Source organism: Cupriavidus sp. PB-02, from assembly GCF_058252315.1.
This window is the reverse complement of record NZ_CM177695.1, coordinates 164,496-177,947: the sequence shown is the minus strand read 5'-3', so window position 1 is coordinate 177,947 and position 13,452 is coordinate 164,496. Positions and strand designations below refer to the sequence as shown.

9 protein-coding genes, 2 tRNA genes and 3 rRNA genes are annotated in these 13,452 nt (G+C 60.8%); 6 read left to right on the top strand and 8 right to left on the bottom strand.

Translation table 11 applies throughout. From position 1 onward, the window contains the following. The first annotated feature begins 35 nt into the window (after positions 1 to 35). Both AC10V3_RS21485 and AC10V3_RS21480 read left to right on the top strand, forming a co-directional pair. On the top strand, positions 36 to 524 hold the full coding sequence (locus AC10V3_RS21485) for a MarR family winged helix-turn-helix transcriptional regulator (protein ID WP_490923997.1): 489 nt from the start codon (positions 36 to 38) through the stop codon (positions 522 to 524). Continuing rightward, on the top strand, positions 521 to 2,110 hold the full coding sequence (locus AC10V3_RS21480; RefSeq protein ID WP_490923996.1) for an MFS transporter: 1,590 nt from the start codon (positions 521 to 523) through the stop codon (positions 2,108 to 2,110). The genes AC10V3_RS21485 and AC10V3_RS21480 overlap by 4 nt, the downstream gene beginning before the upstream one ends. 187 nt (positions 2,111 to 2,297) lie before the next feature. Here AC10V3_RS21480 and AC10V3_RS21475 read toward each other — a convergent pair whose 3' ends face one another. Both AC10V3_RS21475 and AC10V3_RS21470 read right to left on the bottom strand, forming a co-directional pair. Further along, positions 2,298 to 2,621 (bottom strand): hypothetical protein, encoded by a 324-nt coding sequence (locus AC10V3_RS21475; RefSeq protein ID WP_022537394.1) that lies wholly within the window; start codon positions 2,619 to 2,621, stop codon positions 2,298 to 2,300. A 237-nt stretch (positions 2,622 to 2,858) separates the two neighbouring features. Then, positions 2,859 to 4,325: a DegQ family serine endoprotease gene (locus AC10V3_RS21470; protein ID WP_022537393.1), complete on the bottom strand. Its 1,467-nt coding sequence runs from the start codon at positions 4,323 to 4,325 to the stop codon at positions 2,859 to 2,861. Positions 4,326 to 4,496: 171 nt separating this feature from the next. Here AC10V3_RS21470 and AC10V3_RS21465 point away from each other — a divergent pair, with 171 nt between their 5' ends. Continuing rightward, positions 4,497 to 4,973: a MarR family winged helix-turn-helix transcriptional regulator gene (locus tag AC10V3_RS21465; protein WP_022537392.1), complete on the top strand. Its 477-nt coding sequence runs from the start codon at positions 4,497 to 4,499 to the stop codon at positions 4,971 to 4,973. 46 nt (positions 4,974 to 5,019) lie between these two features. Further along, positions 5,020 to 5,442, top strand: coding sequence for an organic hydroperoxide resistance protein (locus AC10V3_RS21460; protein WP_022537391.1), 423 nt, complete (start codon positions 5,020 to 5,022; stop codon positions 5,440 to 5,442). A 75-nt stretch (positions 5,443 to 5,517) separates the two neighbouring features. On the opposite strand, the gene AC10V3_RS21455 is transcribed toward AC10V3_RS21460, so the two are convergent. The 6 genes from AC10V3_RS21455 to AC10V3_RS21430 all read right to left on the bottom strand — a co-directional run bounded on the left by AC10V3_RS21455 (position 5,518) and on the right by AC10V3_RS21430 (position 11,127). Then, positions 5,518 to 5,796: a GIY-YIG nuclease family protein gene (locus AC10V3_RS21455; protein ID WP_022537390.1), complete on the bottom strand. Its 279-nt coding sequence runs from the start codon at positions 5,794 to 5,796 to the stop codon at positions 5,518 to 5,520. Between the two features lie 152 nt (positions 5,797 to 5,948). Next, positions 5,949 to 6,062, bottom strand: a 5S ribosomal RNA gene (gene rrf / locus AC10V3_RS21450). A 128-nt stretch (positions 6,063 to 6,190) separates the two neighbouring features. Then, positions 6,191 to 9,071: ribosomal RNA gene (locus AC10V3_RS21445) — 23S ribosomal RNA — on the bottom strand. 297 nt (positions 9,072 to 9,368) lie between these two features. Next, a tRNA-Ala gene (locus AC10V3_RS21440) sits at positions 9,369 to 9,444 on the bottom strand. 12 nt (positions 9,445 to 9,456) lie between these two features. Continuing rightward, positions 9,457 to 9,533, bottom strand: a tRNA-Ile gene (locus AC10V3_RS21435). 62 nt (positions 9,534 to 9,595) lie between these two features. Continuing rightward, positions 9,596 to 11,127: ribosomal RNA gene (locus AC10V3_RS21430) — 16S ribosomal RNA — on the bottom strand. The 16S, 23S and 5S rRNA genes sit together here with 2 tRNA genes alongside, the layout of an rRNA operon. 574 nt (positions 11,128 to 11,701) lie before the next feature. On the opposite strand from AC10V3_RS21430, the gene AC10V3_RS21425 reads away from it, so the two are divergent. Both AC10V3_RS21425 and AC10V3_RS21420 read left to right on the top strand, forming a co-directional pair. Beyond that, positions 11,702 to 12,091: an OsmC family protein gene (locus AC10V3_RS21425; RefSeq protein WP_022537389.1), complete on the top strand. Its 390-nt coding sequence runs from the start codon at positions 11,702 to 11,704 to the stop codon at positions 12,089 to 12,091. A 402-nt stretch (positions 12,092 to 12,493) separates the two neighbouring features. Then, on the top strand, positions 12,494 to 13,315 hold the full coding sequence (locus AC10V3_RS21420) for a hypothetical protein (protein ID WP_022537388.1): 822 nt from the start codon (positions 12,494 to 12,496) through the stop codon (positions 13,313 to 13,315). The last annotated feature ends 137 nt before the right edge of the window (positions 13,316 to 13,452 follow it).

Genomic DNA, 13,452 nt, shown 5'->3' with positions numbered 1-13,452 from the left:
GATCCACCGCTCTGGTGGATTGCACGCCAGCTTCCATGTCCTTCGAACAACGCATCGACCGCTTCTACGCCAGCCATCCCGAAGCCCCGCGCGACCTGATCCTGGCCTCGCGGCTGCTCATGCGCACCGCGCGCCTGCTACGCAGCCACATCGACCAGGCGCTGGCGCCGTTCGACCTCGACATGAGCCAGTACCTGGTCCTCAGCATGCTGGCCGCCGACGAACACCAGCCCAGCATGCCGTCCGAACTCGGCACGACGCTGGACGCGACCCGCACGCAGATGACGCGTCTGCTCGACGGGCTGGAGGCGCGAAGCCTGCTGCGGCGGCAGGTGTCGGCGCACGACCGGCGCAGCCTGGAGCTGACCCTGACCCCGGCCGGCCGGCGTTTGCTGGAGCGCGCCGCCCCCGCGGTGCATGCGGCCTACGGACAGGCGTGGGCGCCGCTGGGCGCGAGCGGCCTGGCCGGCGCCACGCGCGCACTGACGCAGCTCCACCAGACGCTGCAAGCGCTGCAGCCATGAAAGCGGGGACACCCTGGCAGCCGCTGTCGCGCCTTCGCGTCGGCATGCGCTGGCTGCGCTGGCTCAGCCACCGGCAACGGCAGACGCTGCTGATGATGCTGCTGGCGCTGGCGACCGGCGTGGAGTTCCTAGAGAACATCATGTTCGTGTTCGCGTCGAGCCATATCGTCGGCGGCATCGACGCCGACCCGCGCAGCTTTGCGCTGGTGCAGGCCGCCTATGCGGTGGGCAGCATGCTGATGATCCTCAAGCAGCAATGGCTGTCGCGCCGCTTCGGCTACCGCTGCTACCTGACCGGCGCGCTGCTGCTGTTCATGGCGGGCACGGTGGCGGCGGCCACCAGCCATTCGCTTGCGCAAATGGTGGCGGCGCGCTTTGTCCAGGGCGTGGGCGGCGGCGCGCTGTTCACCAGTTGCCGCATCCTGGTCAACGTGCTGTTCGGACCGAGCGAGCGCCCGCGCGCGACCCGCATCTTCATGATCGGCATCTTCGCGGCGTCGGCGCTGGGGCCGGCCTTCGCCGCCGAACTGATCGAGCACGGCGTGTGGCAGGACGTGTTCTACGGCGTGCTGCCGTTCGCCGCGCTGGCCACGCTGGGCGCCTGGCTGTTGCTGCCCGACGCCCAACCTGGCCAGCGTGCCGATGCCGGCGGCCCCGCGCTCGCGCCGCTGCTGCTGTTCGGCGCCGCGATCGTGACCCTCCAGGCCACGCTGACCGAGGCGCGCTTCGACGTCTTCTCGCATCCGCTGCGGCTCACGCTGGTGGCCGCGGCCGGCCTCGCGCTGCTGGCGGCGTTCCTGTGGCACCAGTGGCATCACAGCGAACCGGTGCTGCATCTGCGCGCGCTGCGCCAGCCGGTGTATCTCACCGGCCTGGCGATGTACTTCGTGTACTACCTGATCAGCAACCTGAGCGGCTATCTGTTCCCAATCTATGCCGAGCAGGCGCTCAGGATCCCGCTGGCAACCACCGGCTGGCTCAACACCTTCGCCGCGCTGGTCAGCCTGGCGGGCATCTTCGTGTACCTGCGCGTGGCCCCGCAGCTGCCGCAGAAGAAGCCGCTGATGGTGGCCGGATTGCTGCTGATGGCCGCCGCGGCGTGGTGGTTCTCGCGCATGCCGCCCGATGCCGGCCCGCCGGCGCTTGCATGGGGGCTCGTCGGCAAGGGGCTGTTCGGGGTGCTGGTGATCATCCCCGTCGCCGGGCTGACCTTCCGCGTGCTGAGCGCTGATGCGTTTGCGCACGGCTACCGCAGCAAGAACCTGATGCGGCAGATCGCCAGCTCGTTTGCCTCGGCGCTGGGCGCGGTGCTGCTGCAGAATCGCCAGTTCGCCGTGCATGGCAGCCTGCTGCATGCGGTGGGCCAGCGGCCCGCCGAGTCCGGGCAGTGGATGGCGTCAGTGCAGGCGGCGCTGGCCGCGCGCGGCTTCGATACCGCGCAGGCGCACCAGGGCGCGCTGGTCCAGCTCAGCGGGCTGATCGAGCAGCAAGCCAGGCTGATTGCCTGCGAGGATATCTATCGGCTGATTGCCGTGCTGGCGCTGGGCGCGGCGACGTACATGCTGCTGCAGCGGCGGCTGGCCTGATAGCCGGCGCAGGCGCTGCGCATGCCGTTGCGCGAGACTACCGCACTACTGAGGGATGGCTTAGGGGCAACCGAGAGGCAACCGAGGGGCAACTGCGGAAAGCGAGGAGATGCGGGGTCGCCGCGCATATTGCGATGGCGCGGACGGGTCGCAGTGCCGGCGGACGCGGCACCGGCGGATTACCTGCTCAGAACAGCGACAGCTGGCGCATGCCGAAACCAATGGTCTCTTCGACGCGCGCACGCGCGTGGGCCAGCGAACCTTCTGCGCCAGAGTAATTGCCGGCGGCCCAGTGGTAGACCACGGGGATCTCGCCGCGCTCGGACAGGCGCACTTCGCCAAGCTTGTCGCCGCGTTCGTTGCGGTAAAAGTGCGAGCGGTAGCCGCGCTCCCAGTGCGGGGCGACGACTTTCTTGCGCCGCCGGGGCTTCGGCGCGGAGCCGGCGGTGGACGTCAGTCGCCGCGCTCTCTCGGTACCCGGCGTCGTGGCACGGGTGAAATCCAACTGCATAGACTTCCTCTTTGTCGATTCAGCAGAACCAGGGTCGGCGGGGGCTATCGCCGCATGCTTCGTGCATCGCAGTCGAGATGATACCTGTTGGCGCGGCTTCTGTAAGTAGTTCGTTGCGCGGAATGCCGCCTCCCGCAAGGCTTAGCGGGCCGTATACCCCTCCAGGTATACGGCCCGCGATGTCGTCGAAGCCTTGCCAGTTAACGGCTTGCGGGCAGTTGCGCGTGCCCGCGCCGATCAGCCCAGATCGAGCGGAATGAAGATACGGGCATCGTCGCGCTGCACCAGCAGTGCCACCTGCTTGCCCGATTTCGACACCAGCGACTTGAGCTGCTCGGCCGAACTGATCGGCGTGCCATTGAGCGACAGGATCACGTCGCCCGGCTGAATGCCGACGCGCGCGGCCGGACCGGTCACGTCCTCGACCACCAGGCCGCCGTCGATGCCGCTGCCGCGCTTCTCCGCCGGCGTGAGCGGACGCACCGCCAGGCCGAGCCGGCCGCTCGCCTCGTTGGCACCGCCCTTCTGCGCGACCGCCTGGTCCCTGGCCGTGCCGACCTTCACCGACAACGTCATCGGCTCACCCTTGCGGATAATCTTCAGCGTGGTCTGCGTGCCCGGCTTGATATCGGCCACATGCTCGGGCAGGTCGCCCGAATGATCGATCACGTCATTGTCCAGCTGCACGATCACGTCGCCGGGCTTCAGACCCGCGCGCGCGGCGGGGCTGTCAGGCTCGATCGAATTGACCAGCGCACCGGTCGGCTTGGGCAGTCCGAACGACTGCGCCAGTGCCTGGTTTACCTCCTGCACGCTGATGCCGAGGCGCCCGCGCGTGACCTTGCCATGCGCCACCAGCTGCTGCTGCACCTTGGTGGCCACGTCGATCGGGATCGCGAACGACAGCCCCTGGTAGCCGCCGGTCTGGCTGTAGATCTGCGAGTTGATACCGATCACCTCGCCGCGCTGGTTGAATAGCGGGCCGCCCGAGTTGCCCGGGTTGACTGCGACGTCGGTCTGGATAAACGGCACATAGGTATCGTCCGGCAGCGAGCGCGACTTGGCGCTGACGATACCGGCGGTCACGGTGTTCTCGAAGCCGTAGGGCGAGCCGATCGCCAGCACCGGCTCACCGACCCGGATGCGCGACGGATCGCCCAGGCGCACGGTCGGCAGGTCCTTGGCGTCGATGCGGATAACGGCGACGTCGGTCTGCGGATCCGAGCCCAGCACCCTGGCCTTGAACTCGCGGCGGTCGGTCAGCTTGACGGTGACCTCCTGCGCGCCGTCGACGACGTGGGCGTTGGTCATGATCAGGCCATCGGGGCTGACGATAAAGCCCGAGCCCTGCCCGCGCACCAGTTGCTGCTGGCCGCCTTGCGGGCCCTGGAACTGCGGGCCGAAGCGCTTGAAGAACTGGAACAGCGGATCGTCCGGGTCGACCCCCGGCGGCATCTGCGCCGCGGTGCGCTGCGCGCGTGCGGTCACGCTGATATTGACCACGGCGGGCCCGTACTGCGCCACGATGCCGGAGAAGTCCGTCGGCGCAGCAACGGCAGTTGCAGGCTCCGCGGCGACCGCAGCCTGCGTAGGTGCCGCGTATCCCGGCGTGATGACTTCCTTCTGCAGATAGGCATACCCGCCGCCAAGGGCGGCCAGGGCCGCAACACCGGCAGCCGTGCGGGCAATGGTCTGGCGCATCATGTAGTGGTCCTTTCTTTTGAGCATCCGGCGTCGGCACTGTGCGACGCTACGGGACCATGCTAGCGACCAAGACTTAAAACAGGCTTAAGGTTTGGGATGGGCGGATAGCGCACTTTCGAAAAAGTGTAAATTTAACTTGTGTACAATTTAATTGCGTCTAATATATCCGACATGGAACGCGACAAAGACTCCGCCGTTGACTGGCTGTTGCTTGACCGGCAACTGTGCTTCGCACTGTATTCCACATCGCTCGCGATGACCAAGCTGTATAAGCCATTGCTAAGTGAGCTTGGGCTTACTTACCCTCAGTATTTGGTGATGCTTGTGTTGTGGGAAGCTCAAACGCTGACGGTGTCCGAGCTTGGTGCTCGCCTGGCGTTGGATTCAGGCACCCTGACACCGCTGCTCAAGCGGCTGGAATCGGCGGAGTTGGTGACGCGGACACGCGACGCGGATGACGAGCGGCGCGTGCTCGTCAGCCTCACCGCAGCCGGCCGAGCGTTACGGCAAGCCGCGACGCGTATCCCTGAACAGATGTTGTGCGCCACGCAGTGCCCGGTCGAAGAGATCCAGGCCCTGACCCAGCGCCTGCATGCACTGCGTTCGACGCTGGAACAAGCGCGAACCGATACCCGCCTGCCGGACTGACGGCAAGCGTTGACGCCCCCTCGGGCAATCCAAACCGGAGCCTTAAATGCCACTCGAGAAAGTCTTTTATACCGCTCATGCCACTGCCACCGGCGGCCGCGACGGCCGTGCCGTCACCTCCGACGGCCGACTCGACGCCAAGCTGGCGGTGCCCAAGGAAATGGGCGGTGCCGGCGACGGCCTGAATCCGGAGCAGCTGTTCGCTGCCGGTTATGCGGCCTGCTTTATTGGCGCGATGCGCTTTGTTGCGGGCCAGCAGAAGATCACGGTTCCCGCCGATGCCTCGATCGAAAGCGCGGTGGGTATCGGCCCGATTCCGCAAGGCTTCGGCATCCAGGTGGAAATGAAGATCTCGCTGCCGGGCTTCGAGCGAGCGGCGGCGGAGAAGCTGGTCGAGGAAGCCCACCAGGTGTGCCCGTATTCGAACGCCACCCGTGGCAACATCGACGTGAAGCTGATCGTGGTCTGACGCCCCCGTCCGCTCAAGCCAAAACGGCCAGTACCGCTTTGCGGTATTGGCCGTTTTGTCTTGCCTGGCGTTCGGCTACGGTGCCGCCGCGGTCGCCCCCAGTTGCGCACAAAATGCGCGCTTCTGCGCCGAACTCATTCGCTTAATCTCGATTTCCGCCTTCAACGCCTCGGACTTCGTCTCGAAGCGCAACTGTGCCATGATGCGCAGCGGCTTGCGCGAACGCGTATATTTCGCGCCTTTTCCCGACACATGCTCGGCGAAGCGCCGTGCAACATCGGTGGTGATTCCGGTGTAAATGGAATCGCCGGTGCATTCGAGAAGGTAGAGATACCAGGCGCTGTCGTCCGGCATGGGTGGGCGTAGTGAGGAAATCAGCCGTGATGGTATTACGCCCGCGCCGTCAGGGCGAGCGTGGTGGTGCGGTGAGGATTCGGGCGAAGGGGTTTTCGTCTCCCCAAAGCAAAAACCCCAGCCTGTTAGGGCTGGGGTTCTGCGGTATAAGAGCCTGGCGATGACCTACTTTCACACGGGTAATCCGCACTATCATCGGCGCGGAGTCGTTTCACGGACCTGTTCGGGATGGGAAGGGGTGGTTCCAACTCGCTATGGTCACCAGGCATAAGGGGTTGCAACGCTGGGGTTGAGGCCAACGCTGCGAATAGGGATGTAGTTGGGGTTGTGCGTCTTGTGTCAACTGTTTCGGCACAGTCGCGATCACACATACCAGGTAAAACACACTGGTTATAGGATCAAGCCTTACGGGCAATTAGTACTGGTTAGCTTAACGCATTACTGCGCTTCCACACCCAGCCTATCAACGTCCTGGTCTCGAACGACCCTTCAAGGAGGTCAAGCCTCCAGGGAATCCTCATCTTCAGGCGAGTTTCCCGCTTAGATGCTTTCAGCGGTTATCTCTTCCGTACATAGCTACCCTGCGATGCCTCTGGCGAGACAACAGGTACACCAGCGGTACGTCCACTCCGGTCCTCTCGTACTAGGAGCAGCCCCCGTCAAGATTCCAACGCCCACGGCAGATAGGGACCAAACTGTCTCACGACGTTTTAAACCCAGCTCACGTACCTCTTTAAATGGCGAACAGCCATACCCTTGGGACCGGCTACAGCCCCAGGATGAGATGAGCCGACATCGAGGTGCCAAACACCGCCGTCGATATGAACTCTTGGGCGGTATCAGCCTGTTATCCCCAGAGTACCTTTTATCCGTTGAGCGATGGCCCTTCCATTCAGAACCACCGGATCACTATGTCCTGCTTTCGCACCTGCTCGACTTGTCGGTCTCGCAGTTAAGCACGCTTTTGCCATTGCACTTTAGGTACGATGTCCGACCGTACCAAGCGTACCTTCGAACTCCTCCGTTACACTTTGGGAGGAGACCGCCCCAGTCAAACTGCCTACCATGCACTGTCCCCGACCCGGATTCACGGGCCAAGGTTAGAACCTCAAACAAACCAGGGTGGTATTTCAAGGACGGCTCCACGTGAACTAGCGTCCACGCTTCAAAGCCTCCCACCTATCCTACACAGATCGGTTCAAAGTCCAATGCAAAGCTACAGTAAAGGTTCATGGGGTCTTTCCGTCTAGCCGCGGGGAGATTGCATCATCACAAACACTTCAACTTCGCTGAGTCTCGGGAGGAGACAGTGTGGCCATCGTTACGCCATTCGTGCAGGTCGGAACTTACCCGACAAGGAATTTCGCTACCTTAGGACCGTTATAGTTACGGCCGCCGTTTACCGGGACTTCAATCAAGAGCTTGCACCCCATCATTTAATCTTCCGGCACCGGGCAGGCGTCACACCCTATACGTCCACTTTCGTGTTTGCAGAGTGCTGTGTTTTTATTAAACAGTCGCAGCCACCATTTTATTGCAACCCCGTCACCCTTCTGGCGCAGGCCAGTCAAGCTACCAGGGCGTACCTTATCCCGAAGTTACGGTACCAATTTGCCGAGTTCCTTCTCCCGAGTTCTCTCAAGCGCCTTAGAATACTCATCTCGCCCACCTGTGTCGGTTTGCGGTACGGTCTCGTATGACTGAAGCTTAGAGGCTTTTCTTGGAACCACTTCCAATTGCTTCGCAGCACTAGGCCGCTCGCCCCGCATCCTTGAATTCCGCGCCCGGATTTGCCTGAGCGCCTTCTCCAATGCAGGGACCGGGACTTCCAACACCCGGACAACCTTCCGCGATCCGTCCCCCCATCGCATCATACGACGGTGCAGGAATATTAACCTGCTTCCCATCAGCTACGCATCTCTGCCTCGCCTTAGGGGCCGACTCACCCTACGCCGATGAACGTTGCGTAGGAAACCTTGGGCTTACGGCGAGGGGGCCTTTCACCCCCTTTATCGCTACTCATGTCAGCATTCGCACTTCTGATACCTCCAGCATCCTTTACAAGACACCTTCACAGGCTTACAGAACGCTCTCCTACCACGCACATTACTGTGCGTCCGCAGCTTCGGTGACTGGCTTAGCCCCGTTACATCTTCCGCGCAGGACGACTCGATCAGTGAGCTATTACGCTTTCTTTAAAGGGTGGCTGCTTCTAAGCCAACCTCCTGACTGTTTTAGCCTTCCCACTTCGTTTCCCACTTAGCCAATCTTGGGGACCTTAGCTGGCGGTCTGGGTTGTTTCCCTCTTGACACCGGACGTTAGCACCCGATGTCTGTCTCCCGTGATTGCACTCTTCGGTATTCGGAGTTTGCTATGGCGGGGTAATCAGCAATAGACCCCCCAACCATGACAGTGCTCTACCCCCGAAGGTGACACACGAGGCACTACCTAAATAGTTTTCGGAGAGAACCAGCTATTTCCAGATTTGTTTAGCCTTTCACCCCTATCCACAGCTCATCCCCTAACTTTTCAACGTTAGTGGGTTCGGTCCTCCAGTACGTGTTACCGCACCTTCAACCTGGCCATGGATAGATCATCTGGTTTCGGGTCTACACCCAGCGACTCAACGCCCTGTTCGGACTCGCTTTCGCTACGCCTTCCCTAATCGGTTAAGCTTGCCACTGAATGTAAGTCGCTGACCCATTATACAAAAGGTACGCCGTCACCCGTTGCCAGGCTCCGACTGTTTGTATGCATGCGGTTTCAGGATCTATTTCACTCCCCTCCCGGGGTTCTTTTCGCCTTTCCCTCACGGTACTGGTTCACTATCGGTCGATCACGAGTATTTAGCCTTGGAGGATGGTCCCCCCATCTTCAGACAGGATTTCACGTGTCCCGCCCTACTTGTCGTACACCTAGTTCCACAACGCTGTTTTCGCATACAGGGCTATCACCTGCTAGGGCCGGGCTTTCCATCCCGTTCTGCTAACAATGCTGCTAAAGAGTACAAGGCTGTTCCCATTTCGTTCGCCACTACTTTGGGAATCTCGGTTGATTTCTGTTCCTGCAGCTACTTAGATGTTTCAGTTCGCCGCGTTCGCTTCCCACACCTATGAATTCAGTGTGGGATGACCCATACGGGCCGGGTTTCCCCATTCGGACATCTCCGGATCAAAGCTTGTTTGCCAGCTCCCCGAAGCTTTTCGCAGGCTACCGCGTCCTTCATCGCCTGTGATCGCCAAGGCATCCACCACATGCACTTGTTCGCTTGACCCTATAACGAGTGTGTCTCGATCGCTCGAAGACCTCGCTACAGGATGAGTTCTCGCATTTGTGCCGTATTCCAAGTCATCTTTCGATCACTTAAATACATTTTGGTTGATACAATCACAACCCGGTATCGCGTTGGTACTGCAGCGTCTCATCAACGCTCGCGCGACACCTTTACTACATCCCATATTGTTAAAGAACAGCCGATCGTTAGATCGCTTGGCAATGCCAAATGAAAACACTCGCAACCTCATCGTCGCGATGCGCTTTCATTTGACAACCAATCCAAGGTACCAGGTGATGGTGGAGGATGACGGGATCGAACCGACGACCCCCTGCTTGCAAAGCAGGTGCTCTCCCAGCTGAGCTAATCCCCCGCATGGATAACTTGGTGGGTCTGGTAGGACTTGAACCTACGACCCCCGCCTTATCAAGACGGTGCTCTAACCACCTGAGCTACAGACCCTTGGCTGTAACAGCAAACAAACCGATAAGTGTGAACGCTAGGCTTGAGACACAAGCCTCTGGAAAGGAGGTGATCCAGCCGCACCTTCCGATACGGCTACCTTGTTACGACTTCACCCCAGTCATGAACCCTGCCGTGGTAATCGCCCTCCTTGCGGTTAGGCTAACTACTTCTGGCAAAACCCACTCCCATGGTGTGACGGGCGGTGTGTACAAGACCCGGGAACGTATTCACCGCGGCATGCTGATCCGCGATTACTAGCGATTCCAGCTTCACGTAGTCGAGTTGCAGACTACGATCCGGACTACGATGCGTTTTCTGGGATTGGCTCCCCCTCGCGGGTTGGCAACCCTCTGTACGCACCATTGTATGACGTGTGAAGCCCTACCCATAAGGGCCATGAGGACTTGACGTCATCCCCACCTTCCTCCGGTTTGTCACCGGCAGTCTCTCTAGAGTGCTCTTGCGTAGCAACTAAAGACAAGGGTTGCGCTCGTTGCGGGACTTAACCCAACATCTCACGACACGAGCTGACGACAGCCATGCAGCACCTGTGTCCACTTTCCCTTTCGGGCACCTAATGCATCTCTGCTTCGTTAGTGGCATGTCAAGGGTAGGTAAGGTTTTTCGCGTTGCATCGAATTAATCCACATCATCCACCGCTTGTGCGGGTCCCCGTCAATTCCTTTGAGTTTTAATCTTGCGACCGTACTCCCCAGGCGGTCAACTTCACGCGTTAGCTACGTTACTGAAGAAATGAATCCCCAACAACTAGTTGACATCGTTTAGGGCGTGGACTACCAGGGTATCTAATCCTGTTTGCTCCCCACGCTTTCGTGCATGAGCGTCAGTGACGTCCCAGGGGGCTGCCTTCGCCATCGGTATTCCTCCACATCTCTACGCATTTCACTGCTACACGTGGAATTCTACCCCCCTCTGACATACTCTAGCCTTGCAGTCACAAGCGCCATTCCCAAGTTAAGCTCGGGGATTTCACGCCTGTCTTACAAAACCGCCTGCGCACGCTTTACGCCCAGTAATTCCGATTAACGCTCGCACCCTACGTATTACCGCGGCTGCTGGCACGTAGTTAGCCGGTGCTTATTCTTCCGGTACCGTCATCGACCCGGGGTATTATCCCAGGCCATTTCTTTCCGGACAAAAGTGCTTTACAACCCGAAGGCCTTCTTCACACACGCGGCATTGCTGGATCAGGGTTGCCCCCATTGTCCAAAATTCCCCACTGCTGCCTCCCGTAGGAGTCTGGGCCGTGTCTCAGTCCCAGTGTGGCTGATCGTCCTCTCAGACCAGCTACTGATCGTCGCCTTGGTAGGCTCTTACCCCACCAACTAGCTAATCAGACATCGGCCGCTCCTGTAGCGCGAGGCCTTGCGGTCCCCCGCTTTCACCCTCAGGTCGTATGCGGTATTAGCTAATCTTTCGACTAGTTATCCCCCACTACAGGGCACGTTCCGATGTATTACTCACCCGTTCGCCACTCGCCACCAGGCCGAAGCCCGTGCTGCCGTTCGACTTGCATGTGTAAGGCATGCCGCCAGCGTTCAATCTGAGCCAGGATCAAACTCTTCAGTTCAATCTCTGTGTGGACCCTCGCGGGTCCTCGCTCTTTCGAGCGGTCGCTCACTCTCAGAAAACTGACTGACCAGATCCGAAGATCCAGTCACGTTTTACTGTGCGAGCACTGATAACTTTTGAAGCAACACTGTCCGAAGACAGCGGCGTCCGCTACCCAGCGCCCACACTTATCGGTTGTTTGGTTGTTAAAGAACCCGGTCTTTCGACCTCGCCTCCGGCTTTGCCGTTTGCGTCGCTGCGTCAGCAGCAGAGAAAGAGATTATGCAGAGCTTTCTTCGTTTCGTCAACCGTTTCAGCAATCTTTTTTTGCTGCGGTCAGCGCTGCAAACCTCGCTGCGCCAACCTCCCGGCCGACCCCGCAACCCTTGCTGCGCCTGCTTTGCAGCGCTGCGTTGTGTTGCGAGGGGGCGAATATTAAGGGAGCCATGCGGGCTTGGCAAGCACTTTTTCGGAAAGCAGCCGGAATCCTTTCCAAGTGGCACACGCGACGCTTCCGGCGATCGACATGGGCCTGTATAGAATGCCTGTTCCGGCCCACCGGGCCGCCTCTTAATTATAGATGAGGACGTTCGATGACTATCCAAGCGACATGGCAGCCGAGCCAGGGCAATACCATCTGCCACCTGACCAATGGCACCGCCAAATGGCAGGCCGACCTGGACGCCTCCGCAGGCGGCGGCATCCAATACCCGAACCCACATGACCTGCTGGATTCGGCGCTGGCGGCCTGCACCACGCTAACCCTGCAACTCTATGCCAAACGCAAGGGCTACGCCGTCAGCGGAATCCACGTCTGCGTCGGCCACGAAGAGGCGAACGGCACCTATACGATGAAGCGAGAGGTAAGGGTGACTGGCGAACTGTCTCCCGAAGTCCTGGACGACCTGCTGCGCGTGGCCAACCGATGCCCGGTCCACAAGACCCTGTCCGGACAACTCTCGATCCAGACCTCGATTGCCTGATCATTATCATTGCCTTTGCAAATGATAATCGTTACCATTTAAGGACTCGGGATCAGACACGGCCTGAGTCAGCAAATGGGTTCGCCGGACACGTCTCGTGTCCGGTTTTTTCTTGCCGGCAGCGCCGCTCCCTCAAGCGTCTCCACGACGCCGGGGTCCCCGGCGCGATGTCATCGTCCTGACCCGAGCGCCGCGCTACCGTATCCGCCGATGCAACCAGCACAGGCGCACCCGTCGGGGGACAAGCCCATTCGGCTGTGTTGGCTGGCCCACCAAGGTTTCGTCGCTTTGCGTCCTAACCGACGCCGCGCGCTTTGTGTGCCATGCATCGCAGGCTTACCATGGACGACAAGCAGAACAATAAGAAAAGCGTCTACACATCGTAGTGAGCGGGGGGATTCCTTGACCAACTTCATCGAAGCATATTGCTCGCAGGTACGTCTTGCGGGTGCGGCCGGCGTGATCGCCAAACCGGTCGTGGTGGCGCAGGACAGTACGTACACCATGCACTACGTGCCCTGCGAATACCTGAATACCGAAGCACCGTTGGTGCTGGTCAGCACCACCCCCGGCCATGCCCATGTGCGGCTGGCCGCCTCCGTCACCGAGGAGTTGCTGCACTCCCATGCGCCCGGCCGCGTGATCCAGCGCGAGAACAAGCGGCGCGTGGAACTGGGCGGCAAGCTGGTGCGGCCCAACCTGATCCGCATGCTCGACCATTTCCGCGTGCCGGAGCTGGCCGGCTTGCCGCATGCGGCGGCACTGTGGAACGAGGGCTTCGAGCGCCTGCAGCCGCTGGCCTTGCTGCCGCATGCCACCACGCGGCGCGGCCTGGCGTTCGACGGGCCGCTGGAAGAACTGCTGGAGGTGCCGATGCTGCGCGATGTTTTCGAAGCGCGGTTCTTGGGCGCCATCCGGCAGATGCGCACGGATGCGCTCTACGTCGCGCTGGGCCGCACCGCCTGGGCGGGACTGCTGCATGCAGTAAGCCACCGCCTGCTGGCGCGGCCACAGTTGCTGGGGATGATGCCGGTGCCGGCCCGCGCCGGCAGCATGGTGCGCTATTTCCTGCGCGAGATCGCCGCCAGCGACCTGTCCGCCAAGGACCCGGTGCGCCATCGCGTCGCCTGGCTGGACGCCGCCCATGCGGAGTTGGAAGCCAACGTGCGCAAACTGCGCGCTGCGGCACAGCCCGACCCGCACTCCACTTACCTGATAGCGTAAGCGGTCGCTAGCCCCCATCGTTGTGATCGATGCGCCCCACCGAAGTGGGGTCTTGGCCCCGCCCTTTGCGCCGATAACGTTTCCTGAGGAAACTGACCTCCTCGCATTCCCGATTTGCGGCCCCGAGCGGGCCGCGA

Coding starts and splice junctions, on each gene's coding strand:
- AC10V3_RS21460 (WP_022537391.1), top strand. CDS start 5,020: ATGCCACTCGAGAAAGTCTTTTATACCGCTCATGCCACTGCCACCGGC.
- AC10V3_RS21455 (WP_022537390.1), bottom strand. CDS start 5,796: ATGCCGGACGACAGCGCCTGGTATCTCTACCTTCTCGAATGCACCGGC.
- AC10V3_RS21470 (WP_022537393.1), bottom strand. CDS start 4,325: ATGATGCGCCAGACCATTGCCCGCACGGCTGCCGGTGTTGCGGCCCTG.
- AC10V3_RS21475 (WP_022537394.1), bottom strand. CDS start 2,621: ATGCAGTTGGATTTCACCCGTGCCACGACGCCGGGTACCGAGAGAGCG.
- AC10V3_RS21480 (WP_490923996.1), top strand. CDS start 521: ATGAAAGCGGGGACACCCTGGCAGCCGCTGTCGCGCCTTCGCGTCGGC.
- AC10V3_RS21425 (WP_022537389.1), top strand. CDS start 11,702: ATGACTATCCAAGCGACATGGCAGCCGAGCCAGGGCAATACCATCTGC.
- AC10V3_RS21485 (WP_490923997.1), top strand. CDS start 36: ATGTCCTTCGAACAACGCATCGACCGCTTCTACGCCAGCCATCCCGAA.
- AC10V3_RS21465 (WP_022537392.1), top strand. CDS start 4,497: ATGGAACGCGACAAAGACTCCGCCGTTGACTGGCTGTTGCTTGACCGG.